This is a genomic window from Ruminococcus sp. RTP21204st1_B2_RTP21204_210225, from assembly GCF_040914135.1.
GTDB lineage: Bacteria > Bacillota > Clostridia > Oscillospirales > Ruminococcaceae > Hominimerdicola > Hominimerdicola aceti.
Map to the genome: position 1 here is coordinate 25477 of NZ_JBCPGA010000003.1, position 19173 is coordinate 44649.

Here is a 19173-nt window from a genome sequence, read left to right on the forward strand (position 1 = left end):
TCCCACAATTTGAACCACCCGTGTTCAAATATTTGCATTATCAAGAAAAATTAACAAAATAATTTTCAAAGTAATCGTTTTACCCTGTTGCATTATTTTTTTTATGTGTTATAATATCAATTGAGCCGTAAGGTTCAGATTTTTGCAAGGAGTGATAATTATCAATATCTTTTATAACGAAAAAGATAAGGCTTTCAAGCTGAGAGCCAATAATACAGACTATATGATGAAGGTCTGCGAGGAGGGCTACCTCGCTCACGTTTACTATGGAAATAAAGTTCCTGACGAGGATCTGACTTATCTTCTCCGTCTTGACGAAAGCCCTTTTACCCCTGCCACTAACGACCGTGACAGAGCAAGCTTTATGGATACACTGCCTTTTGAATATCCATGCTTCGGTCTTGGCGACTACAGAGAGTCTGCTTTCAAAATAATGGACGCTAACGGTATGTCGACCTGCGACCTGAGATATGTTTCTCATAAAATGTATGAGGGCAAGCCAAAGCTTGAGGGTCTGCCTGCTACTTTCGCTACTGAGGAAAGCGGTTGTTCAACTCTCGAGATAACAATGTATGATAAGTATGCTGATATCGAAGTCGTTCTTATCTACACAGCTTTCGATAAGCTTGACGTTATCACACGTTCCGCTGTTATCACAAACAAGAGCGAAAAGCCGTTCAAGATAACAAGAGCGCTTTCAGCTTGCGTTGATTTTGATACAGACAAAATGGATATGATAACCCTCAACGGCTCATGGGCTAGAGAAAGAGCTGTTGAAAGATGCAGACTTCACCATGGTAAACAGCTTGTTGATTCCTGCAGGGGCGAATCATCACATCAGAACAATCCGTTCGTTGCTCTTTGCGACAATAACGCTGACGAGGATAAGGGCGAGGTGTTCGGTTTCAACTTTGTTTACTCTGGAAACTTCTATGCTCAGGCAGAAGTTACTCAGCATAAGAAAACTCGTTTTCTTATGGGTATAAATCCTCTTGACTTCGAGTGGCTTCTGGAAAAGGGCGAAAGCTTCACCTGTCCTGAAGTAGTAATGGTGCACTCTGACGAGGGTATAGGCAAAATGTCAAGAACTTTCCATGACCTCTATAGAAACAACCTTATCAGGGGCGAGTATAAGGATAAAAGACGTCCGATACTCATTAACAACTGGGAAGCTACTTACTTTAACTTCAATACAGACAAGCTTATAGATATCGCTAAGGAAGCTTCAAAGCTTGGTATAGAAATGCTTGTTATGGACGACGGTTGGTTCGGTCATAGAGATTCTGATAACTCATCACTGGGCGATTGGTTCGTTTATGAAAAGAAACTCAAGGGCGGTCTTAAATATCTTGTTGACGAGGTAAATAAGCTTGGCATGAAGTTCGGCATTTGGTTCGAGCCTGAAATGATATCCCCTGACTCTGAGCTTTATAAGGCTCACCCAGACTGGGCTATCCAGATAAAGGGCAGACCTCTGACACTTTGCAGAGAGCAGTATGTTCTCGACTATTCAAGAAAAGAAGTCAGAGATCATGTTTACGGCATGATGAAGAAGATACTCGACAGTGCGAATATCGAGTACATCAAGTGGGATATGAACAGACAGCTTACAGAGGTCGGCTCGGCTACCCTGCCTGCTGAAAGACAGAGAGAGCTTTGGCACAGATACGTCCTCGGTGTTTATGACCTTATGGACAGACTTACAACAGATTATCCTCATATCCTGCTGGAGAACTGCTCAGGCGGCGGAGCAAGATTTGATCCCGGTATGCTTTACTACAGTCCACAGATATGGTGCTCTGATGATACAGACGCTATCGAAAGACTGAAGATACAGCACGGCACTTCAATGTGCTATCCATGCTCAGCAATGGGTGCGCACGTTTCCGATTGCCCAAACCACACAGTCGGCAGAAACACTCCTTTCAAGACAAGAGGTCACGTTGCTATGGTAGGTACGTTCGGCTATGAGCTTGACGTAACAAGGATACCGCAGGAGGACAGGGACGCTATCCCAGCACAGATAGAGGAGTTCAACAAGTTCAACAAGCTTGTAAGAACAGGCGACCACTACAGAATAGGCAATATGTTCGAGGACAACACCTGGGACGCTTGGGAGTTCGTTGCAAAGGACAAGAGCGAAGCACTCTTTGAATTCGTTCAGGTGCTTGGCAGACCAAACGAAAGATCAAGACGTATCAAGCTCAAAGGTCTTGAAGCTGACGCTTACTATTATGAGGAGAACGAGCCTGACAAGAAGATTTCAGGTGCGGCACTCATGAATGCAGGCATCAATATCGCAAAGATGTGGAACGGCGACGGACTTTACGGCGACTTCTGCTCAAAGATACTTCATTTTATAAAGGTGTAAGAGCAAAGCGTTTATCAAAGTTGTGGTAAGTTTAGATAAATACACAAAAGACTATTGACAATTTGAAGATATTGTAGTACAATAATTGTGAAATAAGTTCAAATTTTAAAGGCGGAGATCTTCCGCCTTTAAATAACACAGAGATGTAAACGAATACAACTTATAAGGAGAATTTTTATGAGGTTAAAAAAGCTAATGGCAGTGGCTTGTGCCGCCGCCCTTACAGTGACAGCTTTCGCAGGCTGCTCAAAAAAGAACGATTCCTCCAGCGGCTCTGACAGCAAGGGCGACGCTAAGAAGGAGTATTACAACGCTCAGCCTGTTGACACTGGCTGGGAGTGGGGAAATGTCGAGATAGTTGACGGTGGTTTTATCCCTGACGTCATCTATAACCCTACTGAGGAGGGGCTTATCTACGCCAGAACAGACATGGGCGGCGCTTATAAGTATAATAAGGATACTCAGCGCTGGGAGTGCATAACAGATTGCTTTGGTGGCGACGATTGGAACTATAACGGAACAGAGAGCCTTGCAACTGACCCTGTTGAGCCAAACAGAGTTTATCTTGCGGCTGGTACATACTCCACAAACAATGGTGCAATATTTGCTTCTGACGATTACGGCAAGAACTGGACTATCTGCGAAATGCCTTTCGGCATGGGCGGTAACGAGGTCGGAAGAGGCTGTGGTGAAAGACTTCAGGTAGACCCTAACGATAACTCTATACTTTACTTCGGCTCAAGAGCTGACGGACTTTGGAAGTCCACAGACTATGGCGCAACATGGAACGAGGTCACTTCATTCCCTACAAAGGGCGGATATACTGAAGACGGATATTCTATCGGACTTACATTCGTGGCATTCGATAAATCAAGCTCTGAAAAAGGTCAGGCAACAAAGACAATAATCGTTGGCTCAGCAGGAACACAGGGGGATTATCTCTATCGTTCTGATGACGCAGGCGAAACATGGACAGCTATCCCTAATCCAAAGTCTGAGGCTACAGGCGACAAGACCGAGAAGCTCAAGCCTTGTCAGGGCGAGATATCTTCTGACGGATATCTCTATTCAACATGGTCTTATAAGGTAGGACCAAACGGTGCTTCTGACGGAGCAGTTCAGAAGTATAACCTTAAAACAGGCGAGTGGACAGAGATAACTCCTGAGAGATCTTATACTTGCGGTTACAATGGTATCTCAGTAAACCCTAACGACCCTAACATGATAGTATGCACAACTCTTGACCTTTGGGCATACTTCGACAACCTTTTCGTTTCCTATGACGGAGGCGAAACTTGGAACGGCATTTGGGGCAGTGACGAGAACGGCAAAGAGGTAAACAACTTTAATCTCGATATAAGCAATGCTCCTTGGCTGGATTGGCAGGGACAGCTCAAGCCGGGCTGGTGGATGACAGGTGTTGCTATCAACCCGTTCAACCCAGATGAGGTTCTTTACACAACAGGTGCAACTATCTTCGGCACATCAAATCTTTCAAAGATAAAGGACGAGCCTGTTGACATAAGCGTAAAGGCAATGGGCATTGAAATGACAGCTATCTTTGACTTCGTTTCACCTCTCGATAATGGCGAGGGTACTCCTGAGCTTTATTCCACAATGGGTGACCTTTACGGCTTCCGCCATGATGATGTAACAAAAGCTCCGCAGGAGCATTATGGCGACTTCAAGGCGACCTCTATAGATTGTGCGGCACAGGATTATAAGATAGTAGTAAGAGCGACAGACGATGGCGACGGCTCAGTTTACTATTCAACAGACGCAGCCGAAACTTGGCAGGCAGTGGAAACACTCCCGGAGGGTGTTGAGAAAAAAGCAGGCGGCACAGCTAAGCTTTCCGCTGACGGCAAGACCATTTTCTATCAGAGCGGCACAACAGGCGTTGCTGCGGCAGTAACAAGCGACTTTGGCAAAACATGGACTACCTGCGAGGGACTTCCTGCCGGTGCAGTTATTGAAACAGATAAGGTAAATCCTGATAAGTTCTACGGCTCATATGACGGAACGTTCTATATGAGTACAGACGGCGGAAAAACTTTCAGTCCTATAGCAAATATGCTGGTTTCAGCAACATCAATGAAAGCTTGTCCTGATACAGAGGGCGACCTTTGGATACCTGTAGGTGCGGGCGGAGTTTACTATCTTGACTCATCAACAGGCACTCTCGCTCCTACATCTCAGGACGTTACACTGTGCGATGCTATTGGCATTGGCAAAGCTGAAAAAGACGGCGACTATATGGCTCTTTACATGATGGGCGAAGCAAATGGCGATGGTTACGGCATTTATATGTCAGCCGACAAGGGAGTAACATGGAAGCGTATCAATGATGACACACAGAAGTGGGGCAACGTTAGAAAGATAATCAGCGGCGACCCTAAGGTATACGGCAGAGTTTATGTAGGCACTGACGGACGTGGTATCATTATGGGAAACGTTAAGCAGTAATACATTATAATATAGCGAACAGAGCGGTGCAGATAGTGCCGCTCTGTTTTTGTCTTTGCCCGAATGCAAAGCATTTCTGCACATTGTATAAGTGAATAAAATCGGAAGTGCAAATTTGTGCATTGTTATGATAAATCTTAAAATCATCTTAGCAAAATTACAAATGCTTGCATTTGGTGCAGATTTTTGTTATTATGTTACTGTAAGAACAAATCAGAAGATACAGACAACAGAAAGGGGTGCTTAATATGAACGATGCAAATAAAGAAACAAACACAGCTTATGAAGAGCTGAAAAAGAAGGTGTATGTAAAGCTTATAATATTTCTTGCGTTGATAACGGCGCTGTTCATAGTTTTAGGGGCAAAGTTCGTGCTGTTTTATTACAGAACCCATGGAATTGGAGGACACTATTTTTATAAGGGCTGTGATGCGGAGGTCGTCCACCAACTGCCAGAGGGTCTCACTGACGAGGATATCTCCAATGCTGTTATAAAGGATGAATACGATAACGGCTTTGATCACGAATATACGACCGCCGGCGAAAGCGACTTCTTTGTTGAAACACACTATTTATTAGGTGTGCAGAATATCGACAATAAAAATTGCAAGGTCTATCTGCTGAGCGATTGTGGGCATTATAAGGACAGCGTGTTGCAAAGCGGCAGTCTTGTGGTGAAAATGATAGATTTTGAAAAGCAGAAAGGTCAATGGGTGGGTGATTATCTGTGGGAGCCGAGAGGCGGAGCAATGTATGAAGGCTCGATCAGGGAAACTATCCCCTCTGAGCTTGCTGATCTTATATTCAGCGATGAGGAAGCAGAGATCAAAAAGAAGATCATCGCTGAAACGGAAGAAAAGGTCAAGGCGTACTATGACACTGACGAAGTGGCGTAATATAAACTTTGTATAACATGATACAGCAAAATGGGACGTCGAGGACGCTGTCCCCCTATACCATACCTCTTGTAAGGGCGACCTGTGGTCGCCCGTTCTTTTGGCGATAGCAAAATTATTGCGATAAATAGTAGCATTTTACCCTGCTAAAGCCCCGAAAAACCGACTTTTATAACGAATATGAATAAAATGTAGCGGCAAATGGTACTCACAGTGAAATTTGTGCAATGTGCATATAAATGCGCTGAGAAGTCAGTGAAAATTCTATATTGTAATTTGTCTGTAACCGCTTGCAAATGGGGTAAAAGTAGTGTATAATAATACTTGCGTGACTGCACAGTGTATTTAATGTACACGATGATGATATGCGATGAAGCGGAAGGTTGCTGACAGTTGGTCAGGTAATTTCCGTGGAGTATGTCCGATTTTAAACCGGGCGACTGTTAATACCGAACACAGTATGTGCTTATGCTTCTTGCGATAGCGGACAAGGTCTGCTTTAGCGTGAGTATGTGTGATGCTGTGTGCGCTGTTTTCTGAGTCCGAAAGCCTTGTGGGTTTCGGAATTTTTTATGAGAACGGCAGGGAACACACGGCAGAGTGTAAACGGGTATCAACAGAAAGCTTTTAAAGCTCGAACCTGTCAATTGCGTAAGCGATCGGCACGCCTCGATCATTTACGCAATTGACTGAGGCTTGAGTGAAAGAAAGCTGCCCCCTAAACTTTTTTAATTTGCACAAGGAGGCGATTTAAGTGGCAGTCAATGAAAAGATCAGAATCAAGATCAAGGGTTACGAGCATGCGGTTGTAGACGCAGCTGCAGCAAAGATCGTTGAGGCTGTTAAGCGTTCAGGCGCACAGGTTTCAGGTCCTATCCCACTTCCTACAGACAAAGAGGTAATCACGATCCTCAGAGCTGTACACAAGTACAAGGATAGCCGTGAGCAGTTCGAGATGAGAACTCACAAGAGACTTATCGATGTTCTGAGACCTACAAAGGAAACAACAGCAGCTCTTGAAAATCTTGAACTTCCTGCAGGCGTTAACATTGTTATGGAGATCAAGTAATCTCCAAATGAGATCGCGTGCGATCTCAAAAAACATTTAACACGCAGGTCACGTCGGACAAGTCCGACCAATAACCACATAGGAGGAAAACATAATGCAAAAGGGAATCATCGGTAAGAAAATCGGTATGACACAGATTTTCGATGAAGCAGGAAAAGTAATTCCTGTAACAGTTGTTGAAGCTGGTCCTTGCGTTGTCGTTCAGAAGAAGACAGTTGAGAATGACGGCTATGAGGCTGTTCAGCTGGGCTATGGCGACATCAGAGCGAAGAGAGTAAACAAGCCTCTTCAGGGTCACTTCAAGAAGGCTGACGTTGCAATGAAGAGAACTCTTAAGGAGTTCAGACTTGCTGACACATCAGCTCTTAATGTTGGAGATATCGTAAAGGCTGACACATTTGCTGCAGGCGACATCGTTGATGTCAGCGGTACAAGCAAGGGTCACGGATTCTCCGGTACGATCAAGCGTCACAACAACTCAAGACTTAAGGAAACTCACGGTACAGGTCCTGTACACAGACATGCAGGTTCTATGGGTGCTTGTTCATCACCTTCAAGAATCTTCAAGGGCAAGGGTATGCCTGGTCAGTACGGTAACGTAAAGGTAACTGTACAGAATCTTGAGATCGTCAAGGTAGACGCAGAAAACAATCTTATCGCAATCAAGGGCGCAATTCCTGGACCAAAGAACGGTACAGTTACAATTTGCGACTGCGTTAAGAAGGCTTAGTGGAAGGAGGAATCATAATGTCACAGATTTCAGTATTTGATATGACAGGCAAAAAGGTTGCCGACACTGAGCTTAACGATGCTATTTTCGGTATCGAGCCAAACAAGGCTATCATGCACGCTATGGTTGTAAATTATCTTGCTAACCAGAGACAGGGCACACAGTCAACTCTTACAAGAACAGAAGTAAGAGGCGGTGGTAGAAAGCCATGGAGACAGAAGGGAACAGGTCACGCAAGACAGGGTTCTATCAGAGCTCCACAGTGGGTACACGGTGGTGTTGCTCTCGGTCCTAAGCCAAGAGATTACAGCTATTCACTTAATAAAAAGGAAAGAAGACTCGGTATGAAGTCTGCACTTTCAACAAAGGTCGTTGACGAGAATCTCGTAGTTGTTGATTCAATCAAGCTCGAGAGCTACAAGACAAAGGCAGTTGTTGAGATGCTCAAGGCACTTGGTGCTGAGGGTAAGGCTCTCATCGTTACAGCAGAGTCTGACAAGACTGTTGTCAAGAGTGCAGCCAACATTCCTGGCGTTAAGACAGCTACTGTAAATACTCTCAGTGTTTACGACATTCTGAACTATGATAAGTTTATCGTTTCTTCAGAGGCTGTAAAGAAGATTGAGGAGGTTTACGCATAATGAGAACTGCTCAAGATATAATTTTAAAGCCAGTTATCACTGAAGATTCTATGGACAGACTTCAGGCTAACAGATACACTTTCAAGGTCGCTAAGGACGCTAACAAGATCGAGATCGCTAAGGCAGTTGAAGAGCTTTTCAACGTAAAGGTAGCTAAGGTAAACACGATCAGCGTTAAGGGTAAGCAGAAGAGAATGGGAAGAAGCGTAGGCTACAGACCAGACTGGAAAAAAGCGATCGTTACTCTTGAGGGTGACAAGACAATCGAATTCTTCGAGGGCTTGTTCTAAATCCTCTAAAAGAGGTGCAGCGTAAGGCTGCATTGCTCCGAAGAACTTCATGAATACCGAGAAGTCTTCGGAAAGGTCTTGCGAGGCGGCGAGGACCGCTCATCATTTCACCGCAGGACGTAAGTATGGAAGGGCGCTTGGCGTGAAAACGCTTTGACCTTTTCGCAAAACTCAGATAAGGAGTGAATTTCAAATGGCAATAAAGAGCTACAAGCCTACAACAGCCGGCAGAAGAGGTATGACAGTTACCGATTATTCCGAGCTTTCAAAGGTTGCTCCATGTAAGTCTCTGCTTGAGCCACTCAAGAAGAACTCAGGTAGAAACAGCTACGGTAGAATCACTGTTCGTCACAGAGGCGGCGGAGTAAGAAGAAAATACCGTGTAATTGATTTTAAGAGAAACAAACTCGATATGAACGCAACAGTTCTTACTATCGAGTACGATCCAAACCGTTCAGCATTCATTGCTCTTGTAGAGTATGAGGACGGTGAGAAGAGATACATCATCGCACCTTATGGTCTTAAGGTTGGTGACGTAATCAGAGCAGGCGCAGACGCAGACATCAAGCCTGGTAATGCACTTGCAATGATAAACATTCCTGTTGGTACTTTCATCCACAACATCGAGCTTTATCCTGGTAAGGGCGCACAGCTCGTTCGTTCAGCAGGAAACATGGCTCAGCTCATGGGTAAGGAAGACAACTACGCACTTGTAAGACTTCCTTCAGGCGAGATGAGAAAGGTCCCTGTAAACTGCATGGCTACAATCGGTCAGGTAGGAAACATCGACCATGAGAACGTAAATATCGGTAAGGCAGGTAGAAAGCGCCATATGGGCTGGAGACCTACCGTTAGAGGTTCTGTAATGAACCCATGCGATCACCCACACGGTGGTGGTGAGGGTCGTGCTCCAGTTGGTAGACCAACTCCAGTTACACCTTGGGGTAAGCCTACAATGGGATACAAGACCCGTGCTAAGCATCATCGCTCCGATAAGTTTATCGTAAAACGCAGAAACGGTAAGTAATGCTGAAAGGAGGCAGATGATCAATGGGTAGAAGTGTCAAGAAGGGACCATACGTACAGGAGGTCCTTTACAAGAGAGTTAAGGCAATGAACGATGCAGGCGAGAAGAAGGTGCTCAAGACATGGAGCAGAGCTTCTACAATATTCCCTGAATTCGTTGGTCACACATTCGCAGTTCACGACGGACGTAAGCACGTTCCTGTATATGTAACAGAGGACATGGTTGGTCACAAGCTGGGAGAGTTCGCTCCAACAAGAACATTCAAGGGTCATGCAGGTTCAAAGACCTCAAACAACGGTAAGTAGTGCGGAAGGAGGAATACAAATGGAAGCAAAAGCAATTCTGAGAAATGCTCGTATTGCTCCTCGTAAGGTACAGATCGTTCTCGATCTGATCAGAGGAAAAGACTATGATGTTGCGATGGCAACAGTAAAGCATACACCAAAGGCTGCAAGTGAATATCTTGAGAAGCTTCTGAAGTCCGCCGCTCACAACGCTGAGAACAACCATAACATGGATAAGAACAACCTTTACGTTGCAGAGTGCTATGTTTGTCCAGGACCGATAATGAAGAGAATCATGCCAAGAGCACAAGGCAGAGCATATAGAATCCTTAAGAGAACATCACACGTTACGATCGTTCTTAAGGAAAAGGAATAAGCTGAAAGAGGAGGTAAACTATGGGACAGAAAGTAAATCCACACGGACTTCGTGTCGGTGTGATTAAGAATTGGGACTCCCGCTGGTTTGCAGAAAAGGGTACTTTTGGCGATACACTGGTTGAGGATTACAACGTTCGTAACTTTATTCTTAAAGAGCTGAATACAAGATCAAAGAATCCAGCAGATAAGTGCGTATACGCCGGCGTTCCAAAAGTAGAGATCGAAAGATTTGCCGATAAGGACGGCGGTCAGAAGGTAAGAATCCACATCCACTGTGCAAAGCCTGGTATCGTAATAGGCAGAGGCGGCGCAGAGATCGAAAAGCTCCGTGCAAACGTTGAAAAGATGATCGGCAAGAGCGTTGCTATCAACATCGTTGAGGTAAAGCAGCCTGACATCAATGCACAGCTCGTTGCAGAAAAGATCGCACACGATCTTGAAGATAGAATCTCATTCAGAAGAGCAATGAAGCAGTCTATCGGCAGAGCAATGAAGCTCGGCGCTAAGGGTATCAAGGTTAGATGCGGCGGCCGTCTTGGCGGTGCAGAGATCGCTAGAGCAGAAACATACCACGAGGGTACAATTCCACTTCAGACGATCAGAGCTGACATCGACTATGGTACAGCTGAGGCACACACAACTTACGGTAGGATCGGCGTTAAGGTATGGATATACAGAGGCGAGGTTCTTAAGGGCGAAGTTGCTGCTTCAGACAAGAGAGAGTCAAACGACAGAAGACGCCAGAACAGAAATGGTAAGCGTGACTTCAATAAGGCTAAAAAAGAGGGAGGTAACAAGTAATGCTGCTTCCAAAGAGAGTTAAGTTCAGAAAACAGCACCGTGGCCGTATGACAGGCAAGGCTATGAGAGGTAACACAGTTTCTCACGGTGAGTATGGTCTTCAGGCTCTTCAGCCTGCTTGGATCACATCAAATCAGATCGAAGCTGCCCGTATCGCAATGACAAGATACATCAAGCGTGGCGGTCAGGTTTGGATCAAGATCTTCCCAGATAAGCCTGCAACAAGAAAGCCTCTTGGAACTCGAATGGGTAAAGGTAAGGGCGCACCTGAGTATTGGGTAGCCGTTGTTAAGCCAGGCAGAGTAATGTTCGAGATCGCAGGAGTACCTGAAGAGACAGCTAGAGAAGCAATGCGTCTTGCAATGCACAAGCTGCCTATCAAGTGTAAGTTCGTTAAAAGAGATACTCAAGAAACGGGTGGTGAGCAATAATGAAGGCTAATGAAATCAAGGATATGACAGTCGACGAGCTCAACAGCAAACTCGCTGAGCTCAAGCAGGAGCTTTTTAACCTTCGTTTCCAGCACGCTGTAAATCAGTTGGAGAATCCTAAGAGACTTCAGGCTGTGAAGAAGGATATTGCTCGTGTAAAGACATTCATTCGTAAGCAAGAGTCCAATGTTCAGTAATTTTCGAAGGGAGGATTAACTGTGAGCGAAGAGAGAAATTTGAGAAAAACCAGAGTTGGCGTTGTAGTTTCCAACAAGATGGATAAGACTATCGTAGTTGCTATCAAGGATAACGTACAGCACCCACTTTACAAGAAGATCATCAAGAGAACAGTTAAGCTTAAGGCACATGACGAAAACAATGTTTGCAATATAGGCGACAAGGTTGAAGTTATGGAAACAAGACCTCTGTCAAAGGACAAGAGATGGCGTCTTGTTAACGTTCTTGAGAAGGCTAAGTAATTAAAACGCAATAGTGCAGGTGGCAGATAACTTCTGCCGACCGCACGTTAAATTCTGAAAGGAGGAACGCACTGTGATACAAATGCAGACTTACCTGAAGGTAGCAGATAACTCCGGAGCAAAGGAGCTTATGTGCATCAGGGTACTCGGCGGAACACGCAGAAAGTATGCAAACATCGGTGACGTTGTAGTTTGTTCTGTTAAAAAGGCAACACCAGGCGGAGTTGTTAAAAAGGGCGACGTTGTTAAAGCAGTAATCGTTCGTTCAGCTAAGGGTCTTCGTCGTGCAGACGGCACATATATCCGTTTTGACGAAAACGCAGCTGTTATTATCAAAGAAGACAAGAACCCAAGAGGTACTCGTATATTTGGACCAGTAGCTAAGGAGCTCAGAGAGAAGGATTATATGAAGATCCTTTCACTTGCTCCAGAAGTTCTTTAATTGGAGGTGTCGTAACAATGAATAAGGTACACGTAAAAACAGGCGACACCGTCGTTATCCTCTCCGGTAAGGACAAGGGTAAGAAGGGCAAGGTCCTGGAAGTTTCCCCTAAGGAGGGAAAGGTAATCGTTGAGGGTCTTAACATTGCTACAAAGCACGTTAAGCCAAGACGTCAGGGCGAGCAGGGCGGCATAGTTGAGGCTGAGGCTGCAATGTACGCTTCAAAGGTACAGGCAGTTTGCCCTAAGTGTGGCAAGCCAACAAGAGTCGCTCATAAGTTCCTTGAGGACGGTACTAAAGTTAGAGTCTGCAAGAACGCAGACTGCGGCGAAGAATTTTAATTAGGAGGATATTACGATGGCTAGACTTAAAGAATATTATGTTAGCGACGTAGCTCCTGCTATGATGAAGAAATTCGAATACGCTAACGTTATGCAGATCCCAAAGCTTGATAAGGTAGTTATCAACGTGGGCTGCGGCGCAGATAAGGATAACAAGAAGGTTATCGACGCTATCATGACTGATCTGGCTGCTATCACAGGACAGAAGCCGATCGTTTGTAAGGCAAAGAAGTCCGTTGCTAACTTCAAGCTCAGAGACGGACAGATCATCGGTGTTAAGGTAACACTGAGAGCTGAGAAAATGTATGAATTCGTTGACAGACTTTTCAACGTAGCATTTCCTCGTGTAAGAGATTTCAGAGGTATCAACCCTAACTCTTTCGACGGCAGAGGCAACTACTCTACTGGTCTTAAGGAGCAGCTGATCTTCCCTGAGATCGAATACGATAAGATAGATAAGGTTCGTGGTATGGATATCAACTTTATCACAACTGCAAAAACTGATGAAGAGGCAAAGGAGCTGCTTTCACTTATGGGTGCTCCATTTGCTGATAAGTAAGAGGAGGATAAAAAATGGCTAAGAAGGCTATGATCAACAAACAGCAGGCTACGCCTAAATATTCCACTCGTGCTTACAACAGATGTAAGATCTGCGGAAGACCTCACGCTTATCTGAGAAAGTTCGGCGTTTGCCGTATTTGTTTCAGAGAGTTGGCTCACGAGGGTAAGATTCCGGGAGTTAAGAAGGCTAGTTGGTAAAAGGAGGTTAACACGCATGCAAATTACTGATACAATAGCGGATCTTCTTACAAGAATCCGTAACGCAAGTACTGCGAAGCACGCAACAGTTGACGTTCCTGCATCTAATATGAAGAAGTCGATCACACAGATCCTCGTAGACGAAGGATACGTTAAGGACTTCAAGATCATTGAAGACGGTAAGCAGGGTATCATTAGAATTACTCTTAAATATGACGAGAACAGAAATCCAGTCATCACAGGACTCAGAAGAGTATCAAAGCCTGGTCTGAGAATTTACGCAAGCTGCGAGGATATGCCAAAGGTTATAAAGGGTCTTGGCATTGCTATCGTATCTACTTCAAAGGGCGTTATCACAGACAAGAAGGCTAGAGAGCTGAATGTCGGCGGAGAAGTTCTCGCATTCATCTGGTAAGGAGGACTAAGTTATGTCAAGAATAGGTATTAAGCCAATTAGTGTTCCTGCAGGTGTAGAGGTTACTGTTGCAGACGGAAACGTAGTTACAGTAAAGGGTCCTAAGGGTTCACTCACAAAAGAGTTCCACAAGGATATGATAATAAAGTGTGCAGACGGCGTGATCACAGTAGAGCGTCCTTCAGAGGATAAGCTCCACAAGTCACTGCACGGTCTGACAAGAACACTCGTACACAACATGGTAGAGGGTGTTACAGAGGGTTTCGCAAAGAAGCTTGAGATCGTTGGTGTAGGTTACAGAGCACAGAAGCAGGGTAAGAACCTTGTTATGAACCTTGGTTTTTCTCATCAGGTAATCGTACCTGAAACAGATACTATCAAGATCGATGTACCTGACGCAAACCACATCGTAATTTCAGGTTGCGACAAGCAGGAAGTAGGTCAGTTTGCTTGTGAGATCCGTGAGAAGCGTCCACCAGAGCCTTATAAGGGTAAGGGTATTCGTTACGAAGGCGAGTATGTTATCCGTAAGGAAGGTAAGGCTGGTAAGGGCAGCAAGAAGTAATAAAAGGAGAGAATTACTATGGTTAAAAAGCTTGACAAGGCTAAGGCAAGAGCAAAAAGACATCAGAGAGTCCGCAACAAGATCAACGGAACAGCTGATTGTCCTCGCCTCAACGTATTCCGCTCCTCTAAGCATATTTATGCACAGGTTATCGACGACGTAAACGGCGTAACACTTTGCAGCGCTTCCTCAATGTCCAAGGACTTTGAAGGCAACGGCGGCAACAAGGAAGGCGCTCGTAAGGTCGGCGAAATGATCGCTCAGGCGGCTAAGGCAAAGGGCATCGAGAATGTCGTATTCGACAGAGGCGGCTACCTTTACCACGGACGTGTTCAGGAGTTGGCAGACGGAGCCCGTGAAGGCGGACTTAAGTTCTAAAGAGGAGGGTAAACATTGGCTTTAATAGATGCTTCAAACATGGAACTTACTGAAAAGGTCGTTGCAATTAACAGAGTATCAAAGACTGTTAAGGGCGGCCGTATAATGAAGTTCTCAGTCCTCGTAGTAGTAGGCGACGGAAACGGAGTAGTAGGTTTCGGAATCGGTAAATCAGGAGAAGTTCCTGACGCAATCAGAAAGGCAATCCAGGACGCCAAGAAGAACCTTATCAAAATTTCACTTAAGGGAACAACGATCCCACACGAAATTATCGGTAAGTTCGGTGCAGGCGAGGTTCTTCTCAAGCCTGCAGCACCAGGTACTGGAGTTATCGCAGGCGGCACAGTAAGAGCCGTTGTAGAAGCTGCTGGAATTAAGGATATCAGAGCTAAGCAGCTCCGTTCAAACAATCCTTACAACGCAGTAAGAGCTACAATAAGCGGTCTTGCTAACATCAGAAGCGCTGAAACAGTAGCAGCTCTCAGAGGCAAGACAGTTAAAGAAATTACAGGCTAAGGAGGATAACAGTTATGGCAATAAACATCGAACTGATAAAGAGCCTTAACGGAAGAAGCGATAAGCAGGTCGCTACCGCTAATTCACTGGGTCTCAGAAAAATCGGGGATAAGACTTGTCAGCCTGACAATCCTCAGACAAAGGGAAAGGTAAAGGTTATCTCCCATCTTATTAAAGTAACTGAAGCATAAGGAGGTGCAATCTGAATGAAACTGCACGAATTATCACCTGTTGCAGGCTCCGTAAAGGAGAGCAAGCGCAAGGGCAGAGGTCACGGTTCTGGTAACGGAAAGACCGCAGGCAAGGGACACAAGGGTCAGAAGGCTCGTTCCGGCGGCGGAATAAGACCGGGCTTTGAAGGCGGACAGACAATGCTCGCAAGAAGAATCCCTAAGCGTGGATTCAACAATATTTTCGCAACAAAGTATGCTATCGTAAATGTATCTGATCTTGATAGATTTGTTGACGGCACAGTTGTTGATACTGAGCTTCTTAAAGCTTCAGGCATCATCAAGAAGGAACTTGACGGCGTCAAGATCCTCGGAAACGGCGAATTAACTAAAAACCTTACCGTTAAGGCTGCTAAGTTCTCAGCAGCTGCTAAGGAAAAGATTGAAAAGGCAGGCGGGAAGGTTGAGGTGATGTAATTGTGATAGAGACATTTCGTAATGCCTGGAGAGTTCCGGAATTAAGAAAAAAACTTCTATTTACTTTTTTCATCATCATCATCTACAGAGTCGGCGGTACAGTTCCTGTGCCTTACCTTGACTCAGTCGCATTGTCAGCATGGTTTGAACAGAGTGCTTCGTCAGGTGACTTTTTCAGCTATCTGAACGTTCTGTCAGGAGGTAACTTTTCAAAAGCTACTCTCTTGGCGCTCTCCGTTTCACCTTATATCAATGCACAAATTATCATTCAGCTTCTGACCTACGCTCTCCCACCGCTGGAAAGACTCCAGAAGGAAGGTCCTGAGGGTAGAAAGAAACTTAACAAGATAACAAAATATGCGTCACTTGCTATTGCTATCTTCCAGGCGTGGGCTTATTACCTCACCATGAAGAAAGCGGGTGCTTGTGTTTACACAGAGGGCTTTAGCAAGATATTCGCAGAGATAGTTATTATCGCTTGCTTTACAGCAGGTGCGTCACTGACGATCTGGCTTGGTGACGAGATAAACGAGAAGGGTATCGGAAACGGTATCTCAATGCTCCTGTTCGCAGGTATCATTGCAAGAGGTCCTTCAGCAGTTATCGGTCTGTTCGATTACATGAAGACAGGCGAGGCTAAGAACATCATTCTCGTAATTGCTATCCTTGTTGTATTCGTTCTGATGATAGGCTTTATCATCTTTATGAATGAGGCTGAAAGAAGAATACCGATACAGTACGCAAAGAGAGTAGTCGGCAGAAAACAGTACGGCGGTCAGAATACTTTTATTCCGATCAAGATCGCAATGAGCGGCGTTATGCCTATCATCTTTGCAATGGCTTTCATGTCACTGCCTTCAACACTCAAAATGTTCATTGAACCAAAGAGCGGAAGCTTCTACGATCACTTCCTTCACTGGTTCGAGTACACTCATCCGTTCTACGCTTGTCTGTACTTTGTGCTGATAATCGGCTTCAACTATTTCTATGTTTCAATGCAGTATAATCCACTTGAGATCGCAAACAACCTCAGACAGAACAACGGTGGTATCCCTGGTATCAGACCTGGCAGACCAACTTCCGATTATCTTAAGAAGGTTCTGTCAAAGATAACATTGGTAGGAGCTGTGTTCCTCGGAATAATCGCTATCTTCCCTATTATCTTCACTTCGATCACAAAGATGAATATTGCAATGGGCGGTACTTCGATCCTTATCGTTGTATCAGTTGCTCTTGAAACTGCAAGAACTATGGAATCTCAAATGATGATGCGTCATCATAAGGGCTTCCTTGAATAAACCATAGGCTTTACGTTTGAGATAAAAAGGAGTTAAAAATGAATATTATTCTTTTAGGCGCTCCCGGTGCGGGAAAAGGAACTCAGGCTGAGGTTATCTGCAAGGCTCTGAACATTCCTACTATTTCTACAGGCAATATGCTCAGAGCGGCTGTTAAGGCTGGCACTGAGTACGGTCTCAAGGCTAAGGCTGCTATGGACGCAGGCGACCTTGTATCAGACGATATCGTAATTGGTATCCTTAAGGACAGGATCGCTGAGCCTGACGCTCAGAACGGTTTCATTCTGGACGGTTTCCCAAGAACAGTTCCTCAGGCTGAGGCTCTTGACGCTATGGGCGTTAAGATAGACAAGGTCATAGAGATATATGTTCCTGACGAGACTATCCAGCAGAGACTTTCAGGCAGAAGAGTTTGCCTCGACTGTGGCGCTACTTACCACACAGCTTTCAAGCCTTCAAAGGTAGAGGGCGTGTGCGATGTTTGCGGAAAGCCGATCGTTATCCGTAAGGACGACGAACCTGCAACAGTTATCAGCAGACTTCAGACATATCACAAATCAACCGCTCCTCTTAAAGATTACTACGGTAAGCAGGGTAAACTCGTTACTGTTGAGGGACAGGATAAGGTAGAGGACACTTCAAAGCTTGTTCTCGAAGCTGTTAAGGCATAGATCCGAGGCGTTTTTAATGATATGCGTTAAATCCAATAAAGAGATCGAGAAAATGCAGAAGGCGGGCGCAATAACCGCCGGAGCATTGATCGCTGCGGGCGAGGCTATCAGACCGGGTATGACTACCTACGAGCTTGATAAAGTCGTTCACAGATATATCACTTCTCATGGTGCAAAGCCAAGCTTCCTTGGCTACGGCGGATTTCCAGGCTCAGCCTGCATTTCCGTCAACGATGAGATAATCCATGGTATCCCCGGTCCACGCAAGCTTTGCGAGGGCGACATAGTTTCAGTAGACGTTGGTGCTTACATTGATGGCTATCACGGAGATTCCTGCAAGACCTTTGCTGTAGGCAAGATTTCCCCTGAGGCAGAGGCTCTGATGAAGTCCACCGAAGAAAGTCTGTATCTTGCAATAGATATGGTAAAGCCGGGCGTTAGACTTGGCGACTTGGGTGCGGCCATTCAGAAATACAATGAGGACAACGGCTACTCCGTTGTAAGACAGTTCGTAGGTCACGGTGTGGGCAAAAACCTGCACGAAGATCCGGAAGTTCCAAACTATGGCAAGGCTGGTCACGGCATCAGACTTGTGGCAGGCATGGTAATAGCCATAGAGCCTATGATAAACATGGGTACGGCTGATATCAAGACAATGCCTGACGGTTGGACTGTCAAGACAAAAGACGGAAAGTGGGCGGCTCATTTTGAGCATACAATCGCAGTTACTCCTGACGGGGCAGTTATCCTGACCAAAGTATGACGGAGAAAAGCGTTGTAGATATACCGATCGGTTCAGTGGTGCTTGCGAACGCAGGCCGTGATAAGGGCAGATATTTTGTTGCGGTAGCTGCCAGCGGCGGTTTTGTGTATATCGCAGACGGCAAGGAGCGTAAGCTCGAAAAGCCAAAGCGTAAAAACATAAAACACATTTCACCTGCGGGCGTCAACATCAGCACTGATGAGCTGACAAACAGGAAATTAAGACGGCTGATACAAGGTTTTGACCCAAACCGTGTTACAGCAGACCAAAACCTTTTAGATGGGGAGGTTTTTTAATGTCAAAGGAAGACGTTATCGAACTTGAGGGAACGGTAATTGAGGCTAAGCCAAATGCAACGTTTCTGGTAGAACTTTCAAACGGTCATAAAATCCTTGCTCATATTTCGGGTAAGCTGCGTATGAATTATATTCGTATCGTACCCGGAGATAAGGTAACGGTCGAAATGTCACCGTATGACTTGACAAAGGGAAGAATCACATGGAGAGCTAAGTAAG

At 45.2% G+C, this 19173-nt stretch carries 29 protein-coding genes; all 29 read left to right on the plus strand.

Annotated features, from left to right (window positions below; genetic code table 11):
* The first annotated feature begins 160 nt into the window (after positions 1-160).
* The 29 genes from AB5123_RS01655 (at position 161) to infA (ending at position 19172) form a co-directional block, all read left to right on the plus strand.
* Positions 161-2371 carry an alpha-galactosidase gene (locus tag AB5123_RS01655; protein ID WP_368364491.1) on the plus strand — a complete coding sequence of 737 codons (2211 nt, stop codon included), beginning with the start codon at positions 161-163 and terminating at the stop codon, positions 2369-2371.
* A gap of 177 nt (positions 2372-2548) precedes the next feature.
* Complete coding sequence (locus AB5123_RS01660; protein WP_368364480.1) at positions 2549-4837, plus strand: cellulose-binding protein; 2289 nt, start codon at positions 2549-2551, stop codon at positions 4835-4837.
* Positions 4838-5085: 248 nt separating this feature from the next.
* Positions 5086-5733: a hypothetical protein gene (locus AB5123_RS01665; protein ID WP_368364481.1), complete on the plus strand. Its 648-nt coding sequence runs from the start codon at positions 5086-5088 to the stop codon at positions 5731-5733.
* 754 nt (positions 5734-6487) lie between these two features.
* Positions 6488-6802, plus strand: coding sequence for a 30S ribosomal protein S10 (rpsJ, locus tag AB5123_RS01670; protein ID WP_022286999.1), 315 nt, complete (start codon positions 6488-6490; stop codon positions 6800-6802).
* A gap of 94 nt (positions 6803-6896) precedes the next feature.
* A complete protein-coding gene (gene rplC / locus AB5123_RS01675; RefSeq protein WP_022286998.1) occupies positions 6897-7532 on the plus strand; it encodes a 50S ribosomal protein L3 in 636 nt (211 codons plus the stop codon).
* A 17-nt stretch (positions 7533-7549) separates the two neighbouring features.
* Complete coding sequence (gene rplD, locus AB5123_RS01680) at positions 7550-8173, plus strand: 50S ribosomal protein L4 (protein ID WP_038672642.1); 624 nt, start codon at positions 7550-7552, stop codon at positions 8171-8173.
* A complete protein-coding gene (rplW, locus tag AB5123_RS01685) occupies positions 8173-8463 on the plus strand; it encodes a 50S ribosomal protein L23 (RefSeq protein WP_038672640.1) in 291 nt (96 codons plus the stop codon). Before rplD ends, rplW begins: the two co-directional genes overlap by 1 nt.
* A 193-nt stretch (positions 8464-8656) precedes the next feature.
* Entirely contained in the window at positions 8657-9490 is an 834-nt protein-coding gene (gene rplB / locus AB5123_RS01690; RefSeq protein ID WP_022286995.1) for a 50S ribosomal protein L2, read from the plus strand.
* 23 nt (positions 9491-9513) lie between these two features.
* Positions 9514-9795, plus strand: coding sequence for a 30S ribosomal protein S19 (gene rpsS / locus AB5123_RS01695; RefSeq protein WP_022286994.1), 282 nt, complete (start codon positions 9514-9516; stop codon positions 9793-9795).
* A gap of 19 nt (positions 9796-9814) precedes the next feature.
* Complete coding sequence (gene rplV / locus AB5123_RS01700; protein WP_022286993.1) at positions 9815-10150, plus strand: 50S ribosomal protein L22; 336 nt, start codon at positions 9815-9817, stop codon at positions 10148-10150.
* A 20-nt stretch (positions 10151-10170) separates the two neighbouring features.
* Positions 10171-10953, plus strand: a complete 783-nt coding sequence (gene rpsC / locus AB5123_RS01705) for a 30S ribosomal protein S3 (protein WP_022286992.1) — start codon at positions 10171-10173, stop codon at positions 10951-10953.
* Positions 10953-11384, plus strand: a complete 432-nt coding sequence (rplP, locus tag AB5123_RS01710; RefSeq protein WP_022286991.1) for a 50S ribosomal protein L16 — start codon at positions 10953-10955, stop codon at positions 11382-11384. The genes rpsC and rplP overlap by 1 nt, the downstream gene beginning before the upstream one ends.
* Positions 11384-11581, plus strand: a complete 198-nt coding sequence (rpmC, locus tag AB5123_RS01715; RefSeq protein ID WP_022286990.1) for a 50S ribosomal protein L29 — start codon at positions 11384-11386, stop codon at positions 11579-11581. Before rplP ends, rpmC begins: the two co-directional genes overlap by 1 nt.
* Before the next feature lie 21 nt (positions 11582-11602).
* Positions 11603-11863 (plus strand): 30S ribosomal protein S17, encoded by a 261-nt coding sequence (gene rpsQ, locus AB5123_RS01720; protein WP_022286989.1) that lies wholly within the window; start codon positions 11603-11605, stop codon positions 11861-11863.
* 73 nt (positions 11864-11936) lie between these two features.
* Positions 11937-12305, plus strand: a complete 369-nt coding sequence (gene rplN, locus AB5123_RS01725; protein WP_022286988.1) for a 50S ribosomal protein L14 — start codon at positions 11937-11939, stop codon at positions 12303-12305.
* A gap of 17 nt (positions 12306-12322) precedes the next feature.
* Positions 12323-12646, plus strand: coding sequence for a 50S ribosomal protein L24 (gene rplX / locus AB5123_RS01730; protein ID WP_022286987.1), 324 nt, complete (start codon positions 12323-12325; stop codon positions 12644-12646).
* Positions 12647-12662: 16 nt separating this feature from the next.
* The gene (gene rplE / locus AB5123_RS01735) at positions 12663-13205 is read left to right on the plus strand and encodes a 50S ribosomal protein L5 (protein ID WP_022286986.1); all 543 of its coding nucleotides are present in this window, start codon (positions 12663-12665) and stop codon (positions 13203-13205) included.
* A 14-nt stretch (positions 13206-13219) separates the two neighbouring features.
* A complete protein-coding gene (locus tag AB5123_RS01740; protein ID WP_022286985.1) occupies positions 13220-13405 on the plus strand; it encodes a type Z 30S ribosomal protein S14 in 186 nt (61 codons plus the stop codon).
* A 16-nt stretch (positions 13406-13421) separates the two neighbouring features.
* On the plus strand, positions 13422-13820 hold the full coding sequence (gene rpsH, locus AB5123_RS01745) for a 30S ribosomal protein S8 (protein ID WP_022286984.1): 399 nt from the start codon (positions 13422-13424) through the stop codon (positions 13818-13820).
* A 13-nt stretch (positions 13821-13833) separates the two neighbouring features.
* Positions 13834-14385 carry a 50S ribosomal protein L6 gene (rplF, locus tag AB5123_RS01750; RefSeq protein WP_022286983.1) on the plus strand — a complete coding sequence of 184 codons (552 nt, stop codon included), beginning with the start codon at positions 13834-13836 and terminating at the stop codon, positions 14383-14385.
* 18 nt (positions 14386-14403) lie between these two features.
* Positions 14404-14763: a 50S ribosomal protein L18 gene (gene rplR, locus AB5123_RS01755; protein WP_022286982.1), complete on the plus strand. Its 360-nt coding sequence runs from the start codon at positions 14404-14406 to the stop codon at positions 14761-14763.
* Positions 14764-14778: 15 nt separating this feature from the next.
* A complete protein-coding gene (gene rpsE / locus AB5123_RS01760) occupies positions 14779-15279 on the plus strand; it encodes a 30S ribosomal protein S5 (RefSeq protein ID WP_329963884.1) in 501 nt (166 codons plus the stop codon).
* 14 nt (positions 15280-15293) lie between these two features.
* Positions 15294-15470 carry a 50S ribosomal protein L30 gene (gene rpmD, locus AB5123_RS01765; RefSeq protein WP_022286980.1) on the plus strand — a complete coding sequence of 59 codons (177 nt, stop codon included), beginning with the start codon at positions 15294-15296 and terminating at the stop codon, positions 15468-15470.
* Between the two features lie 15 nt (positions 15471-15485).
* A complete protein-coding gene (rplO, locus tag AB5123_RS01770; RefSeq protein WP_022286979.1) occupies positions 15486-15926 on the plus strand; it encodes a 50S ribosomal protein L15 in 441 nt (146 codons plus the stop codon).
* Between the two features lie 2 nt (positions 15927-15928).
* Positions 15929-17224 (plus strand): preprotein translocase subunit SecY, encoded by a 1296-nt coding sequence (gene secY / locus AB5123_RS01775; RefSeq protein WP_022286978.1) that lies wholly within the window; start codon positions 15929-15931, stop codon positions 17222-17224.
* A gap of 38 nt (positions 17225-17262) precedes the next feature.
* Complete coding sequence (locus tag AB5123_RS01780) at positions 17263-17895, plus strand: adenylate kinase (RefSeq protein WP_022286977.1); 633 nt, start codon at positions 17263-17265, stop codon at positions 17893-17895.
* A gap of 16 nt (positions 17896-17911) precedes the next feature.
* Positions 17912-18658: a type I methionyl aminopeptidase gene (gene map, locus AB5123_RS01785; RefSeq protein ID WP_022286976.1), complete on the plus strand. Its 747-nt coding sequence runs from the start codon at positions 17912-17914 to the stop codon at positions 18656-18658.
* Positions 18655-18954, plus strand: coding sequence for a KOW domain-containing RNA-binding protein (locus AB5123_RS01790; protein ID WP_022286975.1), 300 nt, complete (start codon positions 18655-18657; stop codon positions 18952-18954). The genes map and AB5123_RS01790 overlap by 4 nt, the downstream gene beginning before the upstream one ends.
* Positions 18954-19172 carry a translation initiation factor IF-1 gene (gene infA / locus AB5123_RS01795; protein ID WP_022286974.1) on the plus strand — a complete coding sequence of 73 codons (219 nt, stop codon included), beginning with the start codon at positions 18954-18956 and terminating at the stop codon, positions 19170-19172. Before AB5123_RS01790 ends, infA begins: the two co-directional genes overlap by 1 nt.
* Position 19173: the final 1 nt, after the last annotated feature.